Origin of the sequence: Enterobacter chengduensis (assembly GCF_001984825.2) — a bacterium.
GTDB classification, from domain to species: domain Bacteria; phylum Pseudomonadota; class Gammaproteobacteria; order Enterobacterales; family Enterobacteriaceae; genus Enterobacter; species Enterobacter chengduensis.
This window is the reverse complement of sequence record NZ_CP043318.1, coordinates 848,913-869,364: the sequence shown is the minus strand read 5'-3', so window position 1 is coordinate 869,364 and position 20,452 is coordinate 848,913. Positions and strand designations below refer to the sequence as shown.

Here is a 20,452-nt window from a genome sequence, read left to right as displayed (position 1 = left end):
CGCGTAAATAGAGTGTGACGCACCCGCTAGTTAAGGTTTCGTTAATTAATTTGCGTCACACTGCATCGCATCAGCTCTCTCATTATTGAGGTAAAAAGCGATGAGCCCAACATTGCGTGATACGCTTCCCCATAAAGAAACGCCTTTTCTTCGCGTGCTGCACATTGTTGTTGCCGTGCTGGTATTAGCGCAAATAATTAATTCAAATTTTACCGAAAGTGAAGCCCTCCACGAATCCGGGCTGAACGGAATTGTTACCTGGATCCACGTTATCTCCGGATTTGGTTTAATTTTTTGCGGCATTGCCATGATGGCATGGATGTTAACCCAGCGCGGATTTAAGTATTACTTCGCCTGGCTGGCGCTGGATTTTCGCGGAATCGTTGACGATATTCGTACCCTGACGCAGCGCCAGCTTCCCGACGCGCATGCAGGCGGGATGGCGGCCACGGTGCAGGGTCTTGGCGTGCTGGCGCTGCTGGGCGTGGCGCTCTGCGGGGCAGCCTGGTTCGTGCTGAACGCCACGCTCGGTCCGGTGTCGCCCGTCACGGAATCCGTCCTGGGTTTGCATAAATTCCTGACGGTCTTTATTGAGACCTATTTCTGGGCACACGGCTTCATGGGCCTTGTTCATATGTATCTGACGCTACGCGCGCAGCGTAAATATCAGTATTCCGAATAAAAGGTTCGCAGAGCCCGGCGCACCCGGGCTCCGCTTCATTTACCCGGTCACACGTCTTTAACGCGGCAGGTCAGCAGGAGCGTCACCACGGAGAGCGCCGCAATCATCCAGTAGACCGCGCCGTGCCCGTAGCTTTGCGCCAGCGCCCCCTGAATCACTCCCGCCAGAATCACCCCGGTTGAAATGCTGTTGGTAAAAAGCGTGGTCGCCGAGCCTGCACGGCCGGGCATAAGATCCTGAAACCAGAGCATGCCGATCCCGGCAACAATCCCAATAAACACGGCGTTAAACAGCTGCAGCGCCAGCAACGCTTCACGCGAATGGAAAAGGATCAGCCCCGCGTAGAACAGCACCCCGGCCGCTACGGCGACGATCATCATCCGACGCTTTCCAAAGCGTTTAACGTAGTATCCCGCCAGAATCATGGCCGGAATTTCCAGCCCGGCAGCGGTCCCCATTAAGATCCCCGCGAGCCTGTCCGGCAGACCGAGATCGCTGCTGATCCACAGCGGCATATCGATGATGTACATGGTGTTGCAGGTCCACATCAGCGTGGAGGCGATAAACAGCATGCGGACGTTTTTGTCCTGCCAGCCGCTCGCTTGCGTTATCGGTTTATCCGTCGTCTGCTCCACCCGCGCCACGGACGGTAACGCAAAGGCAATCAGCACCAGGCTAATGGCAAAAATGGCCGCGGCGATAGAGAACATCGCGGTAAAGCCGTAGTTTAACGCCAGCATGAAGGCCAGCGGTGGACCAATAACCCACGCCAGCGAGAGCTGGGCACGCATCACCGAGCTGAACATCACCACTTCCCGAGCCGAGCTATCCGCATATTCCCTCGCCAGCGCGAAAAGCTGTGGCATAGCGGTATTCGCCAGCGACGCCAGCAGCACGCCGCAGGTAATCAGCGTCAGATAATGACGGTTGAACGCAAAGAGCAGCGCGTTACCCACGGCCATCGCGCAGCAAAAGAGGATCAGCTTACGGCGATCGCCCTGGCTATCCGATCGTTTCGCCAGCGCGAGGCTGACCAGGATCCCGGCAATGGCGTTGACGGTATAGAACAGCCCGACCCAGAACGGCTGTGCCCCCACCTCGCGGCTGAGAAACAGGCTCAGCGTCGGCGCCTGCAGCGCCCCCGCCACGCCCATCATAAAGGCCACCAGCATAAAAGCGGCGTACACGCCGTTCAGGCGTCGCCCCATCGTCATCAACCAGAGCATGCGCAAGTCCTTGTGAAAGCGAATCGTAATCGGGTGAAAGAATAAACGAAAAAAGCCAGCAAAAACATTTTGCTGGCGGGTGATAAGCACCAATACTCAGTCACACATGATCGAGGCGAGTTAGCGGGAAGAGGTCGGCGTTGTAACGTCCCACTGCATCAATTCTTCTAACGTTTTCAGCCGCTGTTCTGCACACTGACGGGCCAGCCAGGACGATCCCTTTGTCGCTGAAAAGTACTGCTGATAAAACTGACGTGCGGTAGACCTCTTCATAATTTACCTCCTCGCTTCATCGAGAAGAATTATTGGCCTAATATAGGGATTAATAAATTGCTGGTTTTTTGTCAGGAGTTCCCCTTTTATGCCTTCCGGTCGTCTGCAACAACAGTTTATCCGCCTCTGGCAGTGCTGCGAGGGGCAATCGCAGGAGACCACGCTCAACGAGCTGGCCGACCTGCTTAGCTGTTCCCGCCGCCATATGCGCACGCTGCTCAACACCATGCAGCAGCAGGGCTGGTTAAGCTGGGAAGCGGAAGCGGGACGCGGCAAACGCTCGCGCCTGACCTTTCTCTACACCGGGCTGGCGTTGCAGCAGCAGCGCGCGGAAGACCTGCTCGAGCAGGACCGCATCGATCAGCTGGTCCAGCTGGTGGGCGACAAGGCCGCCGTGCGTCAGATGCTGGTTTCGCATCTCGGGCGCAGCTTTCGTCAGGGCCGACACATCCTGCGGGTGCTCTACTATCGCCCCATGAAAAATCTGCTGCCCGGCACGGCGTTACGCCGCTCGGAAACCCACATGGCCAGGCAAATCTTTAACGGCCTGACGCGTATAAATGAGGAAAACGGGGAACTGGAAGCGGATATCGCGCACCACTGGCAGCAGCTTTCTCCGCTTCACTGGCGGTTCTTCCTGCGCCCCGGCATCCACTTTCACCACGGCCGCGAGCTGGAAATACACGACGTCATCGCCTCTCTGGAGCGCGCCCGTCGGCTACCGCTCTACTCGCACATTTCCCGTATCCACTCCCCCACGGCATGGACGCTGGATATTGAGCTGTCGCAGCAGGACAAGTGGCTTCCCTGGCTGCTGGGCTATGTGCCGTCGATGATCATGCCTGCCGAGTGGGAATCGCTGAACAACTTTGCCAGTCTGCCGATTGGCACCGGGCCCTACTCCGTGTCCCGCAATAACAGCAACCAGCTAAAAATCCGCGCCTTCGATGACTACTTTGGCTATCGGGCGCTGATCGACGAGGTGAACGTCTGGGTATTGCCGGATCTCAATGAAGACCTAAGCTGCGGGCTGACGCTGGAAGGCCCCACTGCGGGAGAAAAGGCGGTGGAAAGCCGTCTGGAGGAGGGATGTTACTATCTGCTGTTTGATAGCCGCACCCACCGCGGGGCAAACCAGGCCGTTCGTCAGTGGGTCAGCCACGTGTTGTCCCCCTCCAATCTGATCTACCATGCGGAAGAGCAGTACCAGACATACTGGTTCCCGGCGTACGGCCTGCTTCCGCGCTGGCACCACGCCCGCCCGGCGCACTGCGGCAAGCCTGCCGGGCTGGAGTCCATCACCCTCACCTACTACCGCGAGCACGTGGAGCATCGTTTTATCGCCGGGATCATGACCCGACTGCTGGCCGCAGAAGGGGTCACGCTGGAGGTCAAAGAAGTGGACTATGACGAATGGCACCGGGGGGAGATCGTCAGCGATATCTGGTTAAACAGCGCCAACTTCACCCTGCCGCTCGATTTCTCGCTCTTTTCGCACCTGTATGAGGTCCCGCTGATCCAGCACTGCATCACGCGCGACTGGCAGCAGGACGCCGAACGGTGGCGCGCTGGCGACATGAACCTTGCCGCATGGTGCAAGGCGCTGCTGGAGGAACAGGCGATCGTCCCGTTGATTCACCACTGGCTGATGATCCAGGGCCAGCGCAGTATGCGCGGCCTGCGGATGAACACCCTGGGCTGGTTTGATTTTAAATCCGCCTGGTTTGCGCCGCCGGAGCCATAACGCTTTCGTAATATTCACCAAATCATTACAATAGCGCCGTTCTCAACGGGGTGCTGCATCACAGATGTGCGCTGAGATAATACCCGTCGAACCTGATCCGGATAACGCCGGCGAAGGGATTTGAGGCTGTTGCTCAAAATCCTTTGCCACTCAACCTTGAGGTGCAAAGTGTTAAAAAAAGTTCTCCCCCTGCTGGCGCTGTTTGCGCTGCCTGCTTTCGCGAAGCCCGTTCTGACGGTCTACACCTACGACTCTTTCTCTGCCGACTGGGGCCCTGGCCCGGTGGTCAAAAAAGCCTTTGAGGCCGACTGCAGCTGCGAGCTGAAGTTCGTGGCGCTGGAAGATGGCGTGTCGTTGCTCAACCGTCTGCGCATGGAAGGAAAAAACAGCAAGGCCGACGTGGTGCTCGGGCTCGATAACAACCTGCTGGAGGCCGCCTCGCAAACCAAACTGTTTGCCAAAAGCGGCGTCGCGGCAGAGGCCGTTAACGTGCCGGGCGGCTGGAAAAATGACACCTTTGTGCCGTTCGACTACGGCTACTTTGCGTTTGTCTACGATAAAAACAAGCTGAAAAATCCGCCAAAGAGCCTGAAGGAGCTGGTGGAGAGCGACCAGAAATGGCGCGTGATTTATGAAGATCCGCGTACCAGCACGCCAGGCCTGGGACTGCTGCTTTGGATGCAAAAGGTTTATGGGGATAAAGCGCCGCAGGCGTGGCAGAAGCTGGCCGCCAAAACCGTGACCGTGACCAAAGGCTGGAGCGAAGCCTACGGCCTGTTCCTGAAAGGCGAAAGCGACCTGGTGCTGAGCTACACCACCTCTCCGGCCTACCACATTATCGCCGAGAAGAAAGATAACTACGCCGCCGCGAATTTTGCCGAAGGGCACTACATGCAGGTAGAGGTGGGCGCGCGTACCGCTGCCAGCAAACAGCCGGAGCTGGCCGAGAAGTTCCTGAAGTTTATGGTTTCACCGGCGTTCCAGAACGCCATTCCTGCGGGTAACTGGATGTATCCGGTCACGAACGTGGCGCTGCCGGCCGGTTTCGAGCAGTTAACCAAACCACAAACCTCGCTGGAGTTTACGCCGCAGCAGGTCGCCGCGCAGCGAGCAGCATGGGTAAGTGAATGGCAACGCGCCGTCAGCCGCTGATTCCCGGCTGGCTACTTCCCGGGCTGCTCGCCGCCGTTGTAATGGTAGTGGTCAGTCTGGGGGCTTTTCTTGCCCTGTGGTTTAACGCGCCAGAGAGCGACCTGCTCGCCCTCTGGCACGACAGCTACCTCTGGCACGTGATCCGTTTCTCCTTCTGGCAGGCGTTTCTTTCAGCCCTGCTGTCAGTCATCCCGGCCATTTTTCTTGCACGCGCGCTGTACCGGCGGCGCTTCCCCGGCAGGCAGGCGCTGCTGCGCCTGTGTGCCATGACGCTTATCCTGCCGGTGCTGGTGGCCGTATTTGGTATTCTGAGCGTTTACGGTCGCCAGGGCTGGCTGGCGTCGCTGTTCGGCCAGCTTGGTCTGGAGTGGACCTTCTCTCCTTACGGACTGCAGGGCATTCTGCTGGCGCACGTCTTTTTCAATATGCCGATGGCGACGCGCCTCTTTTTGCAGGCGCTGGAAAACATTCCCGGCGAGCAGCGCCAGATTGCCGCCCAGCTCGGCATGCGCGGCGTGTCGTTCTTCCGCTTTGTTGAATGGCCGTGGCTGCGCCGACAGATCCCGTCCGTGGCGGCGTTAATCTTTATGCTCTGCTTTGCCAGCTTTGCCACCGTGCTGTCACTCGGCGGCGGGCCGCAGGCCACCACCATCGAGCTGGCGATTTACCAGGCGCTGAGTTACGACTACGATCCGGGCCGCGCCGCGCTGCTGGCGATGGTGCAAATGGCGTGCTGCCTTGCGCTGGTGCTTCTGAGCCAGCGGCTGAGCAGAGCCATTCCCCCCGGCAGCAATCAAATAACCGGCTGGCGCGACCCGCAGGACAGCCTGCACAGCCGCGTCTCCGATTTTGTCCTGATCGCGCTGGCGCTTCTGCTTCTGCTGCCGCCGCTGATGGCCGTTATCGCTGACGGGCTGAACCTCAATCTTATGTCGGTCCTGCAACAGCCCGTTCTCTGGCAAGCCACCTGGACCTCGCTGCGCATCGCGCTGGCAGCCGGATTATTGTGCGTCATCCTGACCATGATGCTGCTGTGGAGCAGCCGTGAGCTCTACGCTCGCCGGGCGCAAAAGGCCGGACAGATAATGGAACTGACGGGCATGCTGATACTGGCGATGCCGGGGATCGTGCTGGCGACTGGCTTCTTCCTGCTGTTCAACAGCACCGTCGGCCTGCCGGAACGCGCCGACGGCATCGTCATCTTTACCAACGCCTTAATGGCCATCCCTTACGCGCTCAAGGTGCTGGAAAACCCGATGCGCGACGTCAACAGCCGCTACGGTTTGCTGTGTCAGTCGCTGGGCATGCAGGGCTGGCAGCGGCTGAAGGTGGTCGAACTGCGCGCGCTTAAACGTCCGCTGGCGCAGGCGCTGGCGTTTGCCTGCGTGCTCTCCATTGGAGATTTTGGGGTCGTGGCGCTGTTCGGCAACGACGATTTCCGCACGCTGCCCTACTGGCTCTATCAGCAAATCGGCTCTTATCGCAGTCAGGACGGCGCGGTGACAGCGCTGTTGCTCCTGCTGCAGTGCTTTGCCTTATTTACCGTTATCGAAAAACTTCCGGGGCGTGATGTTAAAACTGACTGATGTAACCTGGCTTTATCAGCATCTGCCGATGCGCTTCACGCTCTCCGTGCGTCAGGGAGAGAGGGTTGCGGTGCTTGGCCCAAGCGGCGCGGGAAAAAGCACCCTGCTTAATCTGGTTGCGGGTTTTCTGCAGCCGGCCAGCGGCTCGATCGCCATCGATAATCGGGATCATACCCATACGCCGCCTGCAAAACGTCCTGTCTCCATGCTGTTTCAGGAAAACAATCTGTTTACCCACCTGACGGTGCGGCAAAACATCGCCCTGGGGATGCATCCGGGGCTCAGGCTGAACGGCGCCCAGCGCCATAAGCTGGAGGAGATTGCCGCGCAGATGGGGATCGCCGGGTTTATCGACAGGCTGCCGGTCGAGCTTTCCGGCGGCCAGCGTCAGCGCGTGGCGCTGGCGCGTTGTCTGGTGCGCGAGCAGCCGATACTGCTGCTGGATGAGCCGTTCTCGGCGCTCGACCCGGCGCTGCGCCAGGAGATGCTGGCGCTGGTGCAGGACGTCTGCCAGCGCCAGCAGCTGACGATGCTGATGGTATCGCACAGTATCGAAGATGCCGCGCGGATTGCCCCAAGATCGGTGGTCATTGCCGAAGGGCGAATCGCGTGGGATGGGATGACGGAAGAACTTCTGAGTGGTAAAGCGGGGGCGTCTTCACTGTTGGGCATTCGTGCCGTCTGATGCCCTCACCCTAGCCCTCTCCCACAGGGAGAGGGTACAAACATTAAAAACGGCAACTCTGGTTGCCGTTTTGCTTTTACCTTGTGCGGTCTGATGCCCTCACCCTGGCCCCCTCCCATAGGGAGAGGGAAAACATATTAACGGCTCACCACCTTCAACAGGATTTCACCGTACACCGGCATCAGAGGATGGCGAATTAGTGCGACCAGCGCCATCACCGCAACGCCCAGCGTCAGCGGGGCCAGCCAGAGCAGGCGAGTGCGCGGGAGATAGCGCGTCAGGCGATCGACACTGGCTTTCGCGCTGCGCCACAGCCGCCAGCACAGCCACGCGGCCAGCCACAGCAGCAGCGCGGTGCCCAGCAGCAGCCACTTAAACTCACCGCTTTGCATGCCGTCAGGAATATCGATAGCCGCGCCGGCCAAGATCCCCGGCAGGAAGTAGAACGGCGGCCAGAACACGCAGCCGATAATGTTCGGCACCACAAACTTTGCAACGGGCAGATCCAGCATTCCGGCAACCATGGGCACCAGCGGACGCGTTGGCCCGACAAAGCGGCCGACGAGGATGGTAAACATGCTGTGCTGATGCAGCGCATGCTCGGTCTTATCCAGCAAGGCTTTGTTCTTTTTCATGAACGACCAGCGGTGCAGCGGCTTCTTAAAACGCCAGCCCAGCCAGAAGGAGAGCCAGTCGCCCAGCAGGCAGCCGATAATCCCGGCCAGCCACGCCTGCCAGAAATTGACCTCGCCGCTGCCAATCAGCGCGCCAAGACCCGCCATCATCACGGTGCCGGGCAGGATTAACCCTACGAGCGCCAGCGATTCCAGAAACGCCACCAGCGCCACGGCGATGAGCGAGTACATAACGGACTGGGTAATAAAGTGTTCCAGCAATGCCTGCATAACTATTCCGGTCAGAAAACGAATCAGCGATTCTGCTTAGCGCCCCGCACCGCGTCAAGGCAACAATTGTCTGAATAGTTTACAGGTTGCTTTCCAGGTTCACCTGTTTGTTTATCTTTTTTTACCGTTTATTCACATCCCGCGCGGAATTCACTCGGGCTGGCGCCGGTGCATTTTTTAAAGACGCGAGAAAAATAGAGCTGATCCTCAAAGCCCACGTTGCGCCCCACGGTGGCAATCGGCATTCGGGTGGTGCTGAGCAGCAGCTTCGCCTGGCTGATGCGCTGATCCTCGCGCCAGCTCAACACGCTGACGCCCAGCTGCTGGCGAAACAGATGCGACAGCCGCGACGGCGACAGGCACACGTGCTGGGCAACGCTGGCAATATCAAACTGGCTGTCGGCCAGGTGGTCGCTGATGTACTGACAGGCGTCGCGCACGCGGTTATCCAGCGGCGGGTTAAGCGACTCGTTAATGGCCTCCATCCGTCGCAGCAGCAGCTGTTCAAGCAGGTTGATTGCCAGCAGCTCAGCGTAGCGACCACCGGCCTGCCCCGCGTCAATTATCTGCGCGAACAGCTCACGGAACTGTGCCAGATGTACCTCATCCGGGCGATAAAAACCGGTGTGCGCAAAAATAGCAGGCCACGTAAGCCACTCCTGCCAGTAGGCGCGCGGACGGAAATAGACCCACTGGTGATACCACTCTTTGGCATCCGGATGACGGCCATAGTGATGGATCTCCCCCGGCGGGAACAGCAGGATATCGCCGGGGCGGCAGACGAACTGCTGGTCGCCATTCTTGATAATTCCCTCGCCGCGCACGGTCAGGTTGAGGATATACCCTTTCATGCCGAGCGGTCGGTCGACGTAAAAATCGAGGTATCCCTCAGCCTCGATAGGGGTCAGTCCCGCCACAAGGTGCGCGTTAAACGAGTATCCCGGCAGCAGGGGATCGTTTTGCGTTTCGGCCATATATGCAGTTCTCCCAAGGGTCCTGAAGGAAACCAATTGTCCATATCGCTAAAAGCAGCTTAAAAATGGCCCGCGAAACGATCCAAAAAGCATCACGCCGCTTTTACGTCCGCCATGTTTCAGCCTTTCCTCCTGATTTCTCCGCCAGAGCAGGCAGATAAGCAGTAACAAAAGTGTCTATAAGTGCGGCAGAAATGTCCACATTGAATATTTGCACGGCGTCACACTTTCCGTTGTAACAGCAATTTAGTCCATAAGATTAGCGGATCCTGCCTGACGACTTTTGCCCCCAGTCTCTAATGTTCTTCCATACCTGTTTTTTCGATGGAGCAACACCATGGCAATTGCGATTGGCCTCGATTTTGGCAGCGACTCGGTTCGCGCGCTGGCAGTGGACTGTACGACTGGCCGGGAGATAGCAACCAGCGTTGAGTGGTACCCGCGCTGGCAAGAGGGGCGCTACTGCGATGCGCCAAACAACCAGTTCCGCCACCACCCGCGTGACTATATTGAGTCGATGGAAGCGGCGATCAAAACCGTCCTGGCTGAACTGACTGACGCCCAGCGGGCGGAGATTGTCGGGATTGGCGTCGACAGCACCGGCTCCACGCCTGCCCCGGTGGATGCCGAAGGCCGCGTGCTGGCGCTGCGCCCGGAGTTTGCCGACAACCCGAACGCCATGTTCGTGCTGTGGAAAGACCATACCGCCGTGGAAGAGGCCGAGGCCATCACCCGCCTGTGCCATCAGCCGGGCAAAACCGACTACTCGCGCTACATCGGCGGAATCTACTCCAGCGAGTGGTTCTGGGCCAAGATCCTTCACGTCACCCGTGCCGACGCCTTCGTCGCGCAGGCTGCGGCATCGTGGATTGAGCTGTGCGACTGGGTTCCCGCCCTGCTCTCCGGCACCACCCGTCCGCAGGATATTCGCCGCGGACGCTGCAGCGCCGGGCATAAATCCCTGTGGCATGAAAGCTGGGGCGGCCTGCCTCCGTCCGCGTTCTTCGATGAGCTCGACCCGATTATCAACAAGAGCCTGACCTATCCGCTGTTTACCGACACCTTCACCGCCGATATTCCGGTGGGCACGCTCTGCGAAGAGTGGGCAAAACGCCTCGGCCTGCCGCAGAACGTGGCCATCTCCGGCGGTGCCTTTGACTGCCACATGGGCGCCGTCGGCGCGGGCGCACAGCCCAACACGCTGGTCAAAGTCATCGGGACGTCAACCTGCGACATCCTGACGGCCGATAAAGCCACCGTCGGCGACCGCGCGGTGAAAGGCATCTGCGGCCAGGTTGACGGCAGCGTGGTGCCGGACTTCATCGGTCTGGAAGCCGGCCAGTCCGCGTTCGGCGATATCTACGCCTGGTTTGGTCGCGTGCTGGGCTGGCCGCTGGACCAGCTGGCGGCCGCGCATCCTGAACTGAAAACCCAGATCGCCGAGAGCAAAAAGCAGCTTCTGCCGCAGCTCACGGAAGCCTGGGCAAAAAATCCGTCTCTCGATCACCTGCCGGTGGTGCTTGACTGGTTCAACGGCCGCCGCACGCCGTTTGCCAACCAGCGCCTGAAAGGGGTCATTACCGATCTCAACCTCGCGACCGACGCACCGGCGCTGTTCGGTGGCCTGATTGCCGCCACGGCCTTCGGCGCGCGCGCCATTATGGAGTGCTTCACCGAGCAGGGCATCGACGTGAATAACGTGATGGCGCTGGGGGGCATCGCCCGTAAAAACCCGGTCATCATGCAGGCCTGCTGCGACGTGCTGAACCGTCCGCTGCAGATTGTGGCCTCCGATCAGTGCTGCGCCCTGGGCGCGGCGATTTTCGCCGCCGTGGCCGCAGGCGTCCATGCCGACATTCCGGCCGCGCAGCAGCATATGGCGAGCGCCGTCGAAAACACGCTCCAGCCGCGCGCCCAGCAGGCGCAACGCTTTGAACAGCTTTATCAGCGCTACCAGCAGTGGGCAAAAAGCGCCGAACTTCACTATCTCCCTGTCGCCGCCCCGGCCAAAAGCACCGCGGACACTACGGCAACCCTGACCCATTAAGGACACGATGATGACCATTTTTAATAACTATGAAGTGTGGTTTGTGATTGGCAGCCAGCATCTGTACGGACCGGAAGCGCTGCAGCAGGTGACGAAGCACGCGGAGCACGTCGTTAACGCGCTGAACGCGGAGGCCAAGCTGCCGTGCAAGCTGGTGCTGAAACCGCTGGGGACGACGCCGGACGAGATCACCCACATCTGCCGCGACGCCAACTACGACGACAAATGCGCCGGTCTGGTGGTGTGGCTGCACACCTTCTCACCGGCCAAAATGTGGATCAACGGCCTGTCTATCCTCAACAAACCGCTGCTGCAGTTCCATACCCAGTTCAACGCCTCCCTGCCGTGGGACAGCATCGACATGGACTTTATGAACCTGAACCAGACCGCGCACGGCGGCCGCGAGTTCGGCTTTATCGGCGCGCGCATGCGTCAGCAGCACGCGGTGGTCACCGGCCACTGGCAGGATGGTAAAGCGCAACAGCGTATCGGCTCGTGGATGCGTCAGGCGGTATCGAAACAGGATACTCGCCACCTGAAAGTGGTGCGTTTTGGCGACAACATGCGTGAAGTGGCGGTCACCGACGGCGACAAAGTGGCCGCGCAGATCAAGTTCGGCTTCTCCGTCAATACCTGGGCGGTGGGCGACCTGGTGCAGGTGGTCAATGAAATCAGCGATGGCGACGTGAGCGCGCTGGTGGACGAGTACGAAAGCAGCTACCGCCTGACGCCTGCGGCACAAATCAACGGCGACAAGCGCCAGAACGTGCTGGACGCGGCGCGCATTGAGCTGGGCATGAAGCGCTTCCTGGAACAGGGCGGCTTCCACGCCTTTACCACCACCTTTGAAGACCTCCACGGTCTGAAACAGCTGCCGGGTCTGGCGGTACAACGTCTGATGCAGCAGGGCTACGGCTTTGCGGGCGAAGGCGACTGGAAAACTGCCGCTCTGCTTCGCATCATGAAGGTGATGTCGACCGGTCTGCAGGGCGGCACCTCCTTTATGGAGGACTACACCTACCACTTCGAAAACGGCAATGACCTGGTGCTCGGCTCGCACATGCTGGAAGTGTGCCCGACGATCGCCGTGGAAGAGAAACCGATCCTTGACGTGCAGTATCTCGGCATCGGCGGTAAAGCCGATCCGGCGCGTCTGATCTTCAACACCCGCACGGGCCCGGCCATCAACGCCAGCCTGATCGATCTGGGCGATCGTTTCCGCCTGCTGGTGAACTGCGTCGATGCGGTTGAAACGCCGCACTCCCTGCCGAAACTGCCGGTCGCCAACGCCCTGTGGAAAGCACAGCCTGACCTGCCAACCGCGTCAGAAGCCTGGATCCTGGCCGGTGGCGCACACCATACCGTCTTCAGCCACGCGCTGGATCTGAACGACATGCGTCAGTTCGCCGAGCTGCACGATATCGAACTGACCGTGATTGATAACGACACCCGCCTGCCTGCGTTCAAAGACGCGCTGCGCTGGAACGAAGTCTATTACGGTTCAAAACGCTAAGCCCTGAATGCCCGGTGGCACTGCGTTTACCGGGCCTACAAAACCGTAGGCCGGGTAAGCGAAGCGCCACCCGGCAAGGAGAACGTAATGCTCGAAGTTTTGAAGCAGCAGGTGCTTGACGCCAATCTGGCCCTGCCGAAACACAACCTCGTCACACTGACCTGGGGCAACGTCAGTGCCGTTGACCGCGAAAAAGGCGTGTTCGTGATCAAGCCTTCCGGCTTGGATTACGCGGTGATGACGGCGGACGATATGGTGGTGGTCAGCATCGCGACGGGTGAAGTGGTGGAAGGGAACAAAAAGCCGTCGTCCGACACGCCTACCCACCGTCTGCTGTATCAGTCATTTCCGACCATCGGCGGCATTGTGCATACCCATTCGCGCCATGCGACCATCTGGGCGCAGGCGGGCCAGTCCATCCCGGCCACGGGTACCACCCACGCGGATTACTTCTACGGCACCATTCCCTGCACGCGCCTGATGACCGACGCCGAAATCAACGGCGAGTACGAGTGGGAAACCGGTAACGTGATTGTCGAAACCTTTGAGAAACAGGGTATCGACGCGGCGCAAATGCCCGGCGTGCTGGTGCACTCCCACGGGCCGTTTGCCTGGGGTAAAAACGCGGAAGACGCGGTACATAACGCCATCGTGCTGGAAGAGGTTGCCTATATGGGGATCTTCTGTCGCCAGCTGGCGCCGCAGCTGCCGGACATGCAGCAAACCCTGCTGGATAAGCACTACCTGCGCAAGCATGGGGCAAAGGCGTATTACGGGCAGTAGCAGTAATCCTTACCCTAACCCTCTCCCCATGTACGGTCCGGGGACATGGTAGACAGGTGTTCGGGGACATGGTGAACACTTTTTAACATCCTTTACCCATGGTGATCGACTTTTTCTTCAGGTCGATCACCCCCACTTTCGTGCTGTACCACCACACTTCATAGCAGCCATCCTCCTGCGTCTCCTTCAGCCCCACCCGTTCTCCCCTGAACGCCTTTCCTGCATTCAGACTGGCTCCCTGTAAGCTCAGCTTCCCGCTGATATCCACTTTCCTGACCAGCACACCTTCATCGTATTCCGGGGGCGTCACGCTGCCGCTGTACTGCCGCCCAGACGGCTGATAGCGTGAGGCCGGGACCGCCATATCCAGCGCCTCGTGCGGGCGTTCAAGGTTATAGACCGTCCGCCAGTGGTCAAAGGCACGCTGCAGCTCGCCGCTGTCCGCGAACCATTTCCCCTGCAGCACTTCCGCCTTCAGGCTGCGGTGAAAACGCTCCAGCTTGCCCTGCGTCTGCGGATGATAAGGCCGGGAATGGCCCACCCGGATACCGTGGCGCATCAGCCACAGCTCCAGCGCCGTCCAGGTGCCGGTTGTGTCGCCCCACGGTGAGCCGTTATCCATCGTCATCCGGTCCGGCAGGCCGTAGCGTTCAAAGACGCTGACCAGCTGTTGCTGCACGGTCTCACGCCGTTCATCGGTACAGTGTGTGAGGCACAGGGAAAAACGGGAGTGGTCGTCGAGCAGGGTGAGCGGATGGCAACGGCCGCCGCCAAAGGGGAAGTGCCCCTTAAAATCCATCTGCCAGAGCCGGTTCGGGGCGTCATGTTCGAACCGTCCGGTGGCCGGAATACCCGGAGCCGTGCCGGGCAGCAGGCCGTGACGGGCCATCAGGTTATGGACAGTGCTGAAGGCAGGCATACGGTGGCCCTGGTCTTCCAGCCAGCGCTTAATCTTGCGGGCGCCCCAGCGTTCATGACGGTCATGGGCCATGCGCAGCAGGGCGGTGACGTCGTCAGACGAGCGGTTGGGGGAATGATGCGGCGTGCGGGGGCGGTCCTGCAGGCCGGGTTCGCCCTCGACAGCCCAGCGCTGAAGCCACTTGTAGCCGGTAGCAGGTGAAATGCCGAAGCGACGGCAGAGGGAACGGATGTTCGCCCCGTCCTGCGAGGCGAACAAAACAAACTCGGTACGTAATGACATGGTATCTCTCGCATCCCAGGGCATAAGCGACTCCATAAGCGGGTTCTTATGCCTTAGTTGTAAGTGTCTACCATGTCCCCGAACAAGTGTTCACTATGTCCCCGGACTGTACACCCCAGAGGGGAGAGGGGATCGAACAGAGCCGTATTTCCCCCTAGCCCCTTTGGGGAGAGGGCCGGGGTGAGAGGAAACTACGCGCAATAACTGTATAAAACCCCAGCAAACCCACATCAACCAGGCTATAATCAGGCCTGGTTTTGTTTTATGGGATAACGGCGTGACGCAGGCGCAAGAAGGCTTTTTACTGACCCGACACTGGCGGGATACGCCTCAGGGCACCGAGGTTGCGTTCTGGCTGGCGACGGACAGCGGCCCGCTGCACGTGACGCTGCCGCCGCAGGAGTCCGTGGCGTTTATCCCTGAAGCGCACGTCGAAAAAGTCAAACAGCTGCTGCGCGGCGAAAACGGCTGGCGCATAACGCCCCTTGAGCTGAAAGATTTCCACCGCCAGCCGGTTTACGGCCTCTACTGCCGCGCCCATCGTCAGCTGATGCGCTATGAAAAACTGCTGCGCGAGGTGGGCGTAACGCTCTACGAAGCCGATATCCGCCCACCGGAACGCTTCCTGATGGAGCGGTTTATCACCGCGCCGGTCTGGGTCGACGGCAGCGCGCATAACGGCAGCCTCGTTAACGCGCGCCTGAAGCCGAATCCGCACTATCGTCCACCGCTGAAGTGGGTCTCCCTGGATATTGAAACCACTCGCCACGGCGAGCTGTACTGCATTGGCCTGGAAGGCTGCGGCGATCGGGTTGTCTACATGCTCGGGCCGCCGAACGGCGATGCCTCCGCGCTGGATTTCCGGCTTGAGTACGTCAACAGCCGCCCGCAGCTGCTGGAGAAGCTTAACCAGTGGTTTGCCGATTACGATCCCGACGTCCTGATTGGCTGGAACGTGGTGCAGTTCGACCTGCGCGTGCTGCAAAAGCACGCCGAGCGCTACCGCATTCCACTGATGCTCGGGCGCGGAAACAGCGAGCTGGAATGGCGCGAACACGGCTTCAAGAACGGCGTCTTCTTCGCCCAGGCCAATGGCCGCCTGATTATCGACGGCATCGAGGCGCTGAAATCCGCCTTCTGGAACTTCTCGTCATTCTCCCTCGAAGCGGTCGCGCAGGAGCTGCTTGGCGAAGGCAAATCCATCGACAATCCCTGGGACAGAATGGACGAGATCGACCGGCGCTTTAACCAGGATAAGCCCGCGCTCGCCATCTATAACCTGAAAGACTGCGAGCTGGTCACGCAGATATTCCACAAAACCGAGATTATGCCGTTCCTGCTGGAGCGCGCGACGGTGAACGGCCTCGCGGTTGACAGGCACGGCGGCTCCGTGGCGGCCTTTAGCCACCTCTATTTTCCGCGAATGCACCGGGCAGGCTACGTCGCCCCCAACCTCGGGGACGTGCCGCCGCAGGCGAGCCCCGGCGGCTACGTCATGGATTCGCAACCGGGGTTATACGACTCGGTTCTGGTGCTGGATTACAAAAGCCTGTACCCGTCGATTATCCGCACCTTCCTGATCGATCCCGTCGGGCTGGTTGAGGGCATGGCTGAGCCGGATGATGAGCACAGCACCGAAGGCTTTCTCGGCGCACGCTTCTCGCGGAAAAAACACTGCCTGCCTGACATTGTGGGCAACATCTGGAACGGCCGCGACGAGGCCAAGCGCCACGGCAACAAGCCGCTCTCGCAGGCGCTGAAAATCATCATGAATGCGTTTTATGGGGTGTTGGGCACCAGCGCCTGCCGCTTCTTTGACCCGCGCCTCGCCTCCTCGATCACCATGCGCGGGCACGAGATTATGCGCCAGACCAAAGCGCTGATTGAATCCCGGGGCTATGACGTCATCTACGGCGACACGGACTCCACTTTTGTCTGGCTTAAGGGGGCGCATTCAGAAGACGACGCCGCGCAAATCGGCAAAACGCTGGTCGCCTTCGTGAATGACTGGTGGCAGACACATTTGCAAAAAGAGCGGTTAACCAGCGCCCTGGAGCTGGAATTTGAAACCCATTTTGCCCGCTTTTTAATGCCCACCATTCGCGGTACCGATCAGGGCAGCAAGAAGCGCTACGCCGGGCTGATTCAGGAAGGCGACGCGCAGCGGATGGTCTTTAAAGGGCTGGAGACGGTTCGCACCGACTGGACGCCCCTGGCGCAGCAGTTCCAGCAAACGCTTTACCTGCGGGTGTTCCGCAATGAGCCCTATCAGGACTACGTGCGCGAGACGATAGCCAGCCTGATGGCGGGCGAACTCGATAACCAGCTGGTCTACCGCAAGCGCCTGCGCCGCCCGCTGGCGGAGTATCAGCGCAACGTTCCTCCGCACGTGCGCGCCGCGCGCCTGGCGGATGAAGAGAACGTGAAGCGCGGCCGCGCGCCGCAGTACCAGAACCGGGGAACCATCAAATACGTCTGGACAACTAACGGCCCGGAACCCGTGGATTATCAGCATTCACCGCTCGATTACGAACACTATCTGACGCGTCAGCTTCAGCCGGTCGCCGACGGAATTTTGCCCTTCATTGACGACGACTTTGCTACACTAGTGACAGGGCAACTTGGCCTATTTTGACGCGTGACGAAATGGCTGCCATCCAGTACCATAGCGCCCTTTCCATTCCCGGACCCATTTTTCGATGACCGTCTTTTTTGACGGGGGTCGAACTATTGCCTGCAATTAAAGATTAGAGCCGAACAACTATGCCTTTTACACTTGGTCAACGCTGGATCAGCGATACAGAAAGCGAACTTGGATTAGGAACCGTCGTAGCAATCGATACGCGCATGGTTACCCTCCTCTTCCCTGCCACCGGTGAAAACCGCCTGTACGCTCGCAATGACTCCCCTGTAACCCGCGTGATGTTTAATCCGGGTGACACCGTGACCAGCCATGACGGCTGGCAGCTCAAGATTGAAGACGTAAAAGAAGAGAATGGACTGCTCGCCTATATCGGCACCCGTCTGGACACCGACGAGGCCAATGTCATCCTGCGTGAAGTGCTGCTCGACAGCAAGCTGGTGTTCAGCAAGCCGCAGGACCGCCTGTTTGCCGGGCAAATCGACCGTATGGATCGTTTCTCGCTGCGCTATCGCGCGCGCAAGTTCCAGAGTGAACAGTACCGCATGCCGTGGAGCGGCCTGCGCGGCCAGCGCACCAGCCTGATCCCCCACCAGCTGAACATCGCCCATGACGTGGGCCGCCGCCACGCGCCGCGCGTGCTGCTGGCCGATGAGGTCGGCCTGGGTAAAACCATCGAAGCGGGCATGATCCTGCATCAACAGCTGCTTTCCGGCGCCGCCGAGCGCGTGCTGATTGTGGTGCCAGAAACCCTGCAGCACCAGTGGCTGGTCGAGATGCTCCGCCGCTTCAACCTGCGCTTCTCCCTGTTTGACGACGAACGCTATGCCGAAGCGCAGCACGACGCCGACAACCCGTTTGAAACCGAACAGCTGGTCATTTGTTCCCTGGACTTCGTGCGCCGCAGCAAGCAGCGTCTTGAGCACCTGTGCGATGCCGAGTGGGACATTATGGTCGTTGACGAAGCGCACCACCTGGTCTGGAGCGAAGACGCGCCAAGCCGCGAATACCTGGCGATCGAGCAGCTTGCCGAGCACGTCCCGGGCGTCCTGCTGCTGACCGCAACGCCGGAGCAGCTGGGCCTCGAAAGCCACTTCGCCCGCCTGCGCCTGCTCGATCCAAACCGTTTCCACGACTTCGCGCAGTTTGTGGAAGAACAGAATAACTACCGTCCGGTCGCGGATGCCGTCGCCATGCTGCTGGCGGGCAAGCGTCTTTCTAATGACGAACTCAACACCCTGAGCGAGCTGATCGGCGAGCAGGATATCGAGCCGCTGTTACAGGCCGCAAACAGCGACAGCGACAACGCGGGATCCGCGCGTAAAGAGCTGATCGAGATGCTGATGGACCGCCACGGCACCAGCCGCGTGCTGTTCCGCAACACCCGCAACGGCGTGAAAGGTTTCCCGAAACGCGAGCTGCACACCATCAAGCTGCCGCTGCCGACGCAGTATCAGACGGCAATCAAGGTTTCCGGCATTATGGGCGCGCGCAAAACCCAGGAAGAGCGCGCCCGCGACATGCTCTATCCGGAACAAATCTACCAGGAGTTTGAAGGCGATACCGGTACGTGGTGGAACTTCGACCCGCGCGTGGAGTGGCTGATGGGCTACCTGACCGCACACCGCTCCCAGAAGGTGCTGGTGATCTGCGCCAAAGCGGCCACCGCGCTGCAGCTGGAGCAGGTTCTGCGCGAGCGTGAAGGTATTCGCGCCGCCGTGTTCCACGAAGGCATGTCCATCGTCGAACGCGACCGCGCCGCGGCGTGGTTCGCGGAAGAGGACAGCGGCGCACAGGTGCTGCTGTGCTCGGAAATCGGCTCTGAAGGCCGTAACTTCCAGTTCGCCAGCAACCTGGTGATGTTTGACCTGCCGTTTAACCCGGATCTGCTGGAGCAGCGTATCGGTCGTCTGGACCGTATCGGCCAGGCGCATGATATTCAGATCCACGTGCCGTATCTGGAAAAAACCGCCCAGTCCGTGCTGGTGCGCTGGTTCCACGAAGGTCTGGACGCGTTTGAACATACCTGCCCGACGGGCCGCACCATTTACGACCAGGTGCATGGGGATCTGATCGGCTACCTGGCCGCGCCGGAAAACGTGGAAGGGTTTGATGAGCTGATCAAATCCTGCCGCGAGAAGCACGACGCGCTGAAAGCGCAGCTGGAGCAGGGCCGCGACCGCCTGCTGGAAATTCACTCCAACGGCGGTGAAAAAGCCCAGGCGCTGGCCGAGAGCATTGAAGAGCAGGACGATGACACCAGCCTGATTAGCTTCTCCATGAACCTGTTCGACATCGTCGGGATTAACCAGGACGACCGCGGCGAGAACCTGATTGTTCTGACCCCGTCCGATCACATGCTGGTGCCGGATTTCCCGGGCCTGCCGGAAGATGGCTGCACCATCACCTTCGAGCGTGACGTGGCGCTGTCCCGCGAAGATGCGCAGTTCATCACCTGGGAACACCCGCTGATCCGCAACGGCCTGGATCTGATCCTCTCCGGCGATACCGGCAGCAGCACCATTTCCCTGTTGAAAAACAAGGCGCTGCCGGTGGGCACGCTGCTGGTGGAGCTGATTTACGTGGTGGAAGCGCAGGCGCCGAAACAGCTGCAGCTTACCCGCTTCCTGCCGCCAACGCCGGTGCGTCTGCTGCTGGATAAAAACGGCACTAACCTCGCGGGGCAAGTTGAATTTGAAAGCTTCAACCGACAGCTGAGCGCGGTAAACCGCCATACGGGCAGCAAGCTGGTGAACGCGGTACAGCAGGACGTGCACGCCATTCTGCAGCTGGGCGAAACCCAGATTGAGAAAGCGGCCAGAGCGCTGATTGACGCCGCGCGCAGTGAAGCGGACGAGAAACTGTCTGCCGAGCTGTCCCGTCTGGAAGCGCTAAAAGCCGTCAACCCGAACATCCGTGACGACGAGCTGACGGCGATTGAAAGCAACCGTCAGCAGGTGCTGGAAAGCCTGAATCAGGCAAGCTGGCGTCTGGATGCCCTGCGTCTTATCGTTGTGACGCATCAGTAAACGGAGCGCAA

Annotated in this window: 15 protein-coding genes and 1 riboswitch; of the genes, 10 read left to right on the top strand and 5 right to left on the bottom strand. The window is 59.7% G+C overall.

Annotation, left to right across the window (positions count from 1 at the left end):
* Positions 1-100 precede the first annotated feature (100 nt).
* Positions 101-682, top strand: a complete 582-nt coding sequence (locus FY206_RS04195; protein WP_032644051.1) for a cytochrome b/b6 domain-containing protein — start codon at positions 101-103, stop codon at positions 680-682.
* 47 nt (positions 683-729) lie between these two features.
* Here the strand turns inward: FY206_RS04195 and FY206_RS04190 are convergent, their stop codons facing one another.
* Both FY206_RS04190 and sgrT read right to left on the bottom strand, forming a co-directional pair.
* Positions 730-1,908, bottom strand: a complete 1,179-nt coding sequence (locus tag FY206_RS04190) for a sugar efflux transporter (protein ID WP_032644050.1) — start codon at positions 1,906-1,908, stop codon at positions 730-732.
* A 120-nt stretch (positions 1,909-2,028) separates the two neighbouring features.
* The gene (gene sgrT / locus FY206_RS04185; protein ID WP_032644049.1) at positions 2,029-2,181 is read right to left on the bottom strand and encodes a glucose uptake inhibitor SgrT; all 153 of its coding nucleotides are present in this window, start codon (positions 2,179-2,181) and stop codon (positions 2,029-2,031) included.
* A gap of 88 nt (positions 2,182-2,269) precedes the next feature.
* On the opposite strand from sgrT, the gene sgrR reads away from it, so the two are divergent.
* The 4 genes from sgrR (at position 2,270) to thiQ (ending at position 7,348) form a co-directional block, all read left to right on the top strand.
* Entirely contained in the window at positions 2,270-3,925 is a 1,656-nt protein-coding gene (sgrR, locus tag FY206_RS04180) for an HTH-type transcriptional regulator SgrR (RefSeq protein ID WP_032644048.1), read from the top strand.
* 36 nt (positions 3,926-3,961) lie between these two features.
* Positions 3,962-4,062, top strand: a riboswitch (TPP riboswitch).
* Between the two features lie 31 nt (positions 4,063-4,093).
* A complete protein-coding gene (thiB, locus tag FY206_RS04175) occupies positions 4,094-5,077 on the top strand; it encodes a thiamine ABC transporter substrate binding subunit (protein ID WP_032644047.1) in 984 nt (327 codons plus the stop codon).
* Positions 5,053-6,663, top strand: coding sequence for a thiamine/thiamine pyrophosphate ABC transporter permease ThiP (gene thiP / locus FY206_RS04170; RefSeq protein WP_032644046.1), 1,611 nt, complete (start codon positions 5,053-5,055; stop codon positions 6,661-6,663). Before thiB ends, thiP begins: the two co-directional genes overlap by 25 nt.
* Positions 6,647-7,348, top strand: a complete 702-nt coding sequence (thiQ, locus tag FY206_RS04165; protein WP_032644045.1) for a thiamine ABC transporter ATP-binding protein ThiQ — start codon at positions 6,647-6,649, stop codon at positions 7,346-7,348. The genes thiP and thiQ overlap by 17 nt, the downstream gene beginning before the upstream one ends.
* A gap of 137 nt (positions 7,349-7,485) precedes the next feature.
* Here thiQ and FY206_RS04160 read toward each other — a convergent pair whose 3' ends face one another.
* Positions 7,486-8,253, bottom strand: coding sequence for a DedA family protein (locus tag FY206_RS04160; protein ID WP_032644044.1), 768 nt, complete (start codon positions 8,251-8,253; stop codon positions 7,486-7,488).
* A 128-nt stretch (positions 8,254-8,381) separates the two neighbouring features.
* Positions 8,382-9,227: an arabinose operon transcriptional regulator AraC gene (araC, locus tag FY206_RS04155; RefSeq protein WP_014882516.1), complete on the bottom strand. Its 846-nt coding sequence runs from the start codon at positions 9,225-9,227 to the stop codon at positions 8,382-8,384.
* Positions 9,228-9,564: 337 nt separating this feature from the next.
* On the opposite strand from araC, the gene araB reads away from it, so the two are divergent.
* From araB to araD, 3 genes are all read left to right on the top strand, one after another.
* Positions 9,565-11,274, top strand: a complete 1,710-nt coding sequence (araB, locus tag FY206_RS04150; protein WP_032644043.1) for a ribulokinase — start codon at positions 9,565-9,567, stop codon at positions 11,272-11,274.
* A gap of 10 nt (positions 11,275-11,284) precedes the next feature.
* Complete coding sequence (gene araA, locus FY206_RS04145) at positions 11,285-12,787, top strand: L-arabinose isomerase (RefSeq protein WP_023310371.1); 1,503 nt, start codon at positions 11,285-11,287, stop codon at positions 12,785-12,787.
* Between the two features lie 87 nt (positions 12,788-12,874).
* Positions 12,875-13,570 (top strand): L-ribulose-5-phosphate 4-epimerase, encoded by a 696-nt coding sequence (araD, locus tag FY206_RS04140; RefSeq protein WP_032644042.1) that lies wholly within the window; start codon positions 12,875-12,877, stop codon positions 13,568-13,570.
* Between the two features lie 82 nt (positions 13,571-13,652).
* Here araD and FY206_RS04135 read toward each other — a convergent pair whose 3' ends face one another.
* Entirely contained in the window at positions 13,653-14,795 is a 1,143-nt protein-coding gene (locus FY206_RS04135) for an IS481 family transposase (protein WP_032644041.1), read from the bottom strand.
* 253 nt (positions 14,796-15,048) lie between these two features.
* Here FY206_RS04135 and polB point away from each other — a divergent pair, with 253 nt between their 5' ends.
* Positions 15,049-17,406: a DNA polymerase II gene (gene polB / locus FY206_RS04130; RefSeq protein WP_032644040.1), complete on the top strand. Its 2,358-nt coding sequence runs from the start codon at positions 15,049-15,051 to the stop codon at positions 17,404-17,406.
* A gap of 128 nt (positions 17,407-17,534) precedes the next feature.
* Positions 17,535-20,441 (top strand): RNA polymerase-associated protein RapA, encoded by a 2,907-nt coding sequence (gene rapA / locus FY206_RS04125; protein ID WP_032644039.1) that lies wholly within the window; start codon positions 17,535-17,537, stop codon positions 20,439-20,441.
* Positions 20,442-20,452 lie beyond the last annotated feature (11 nt).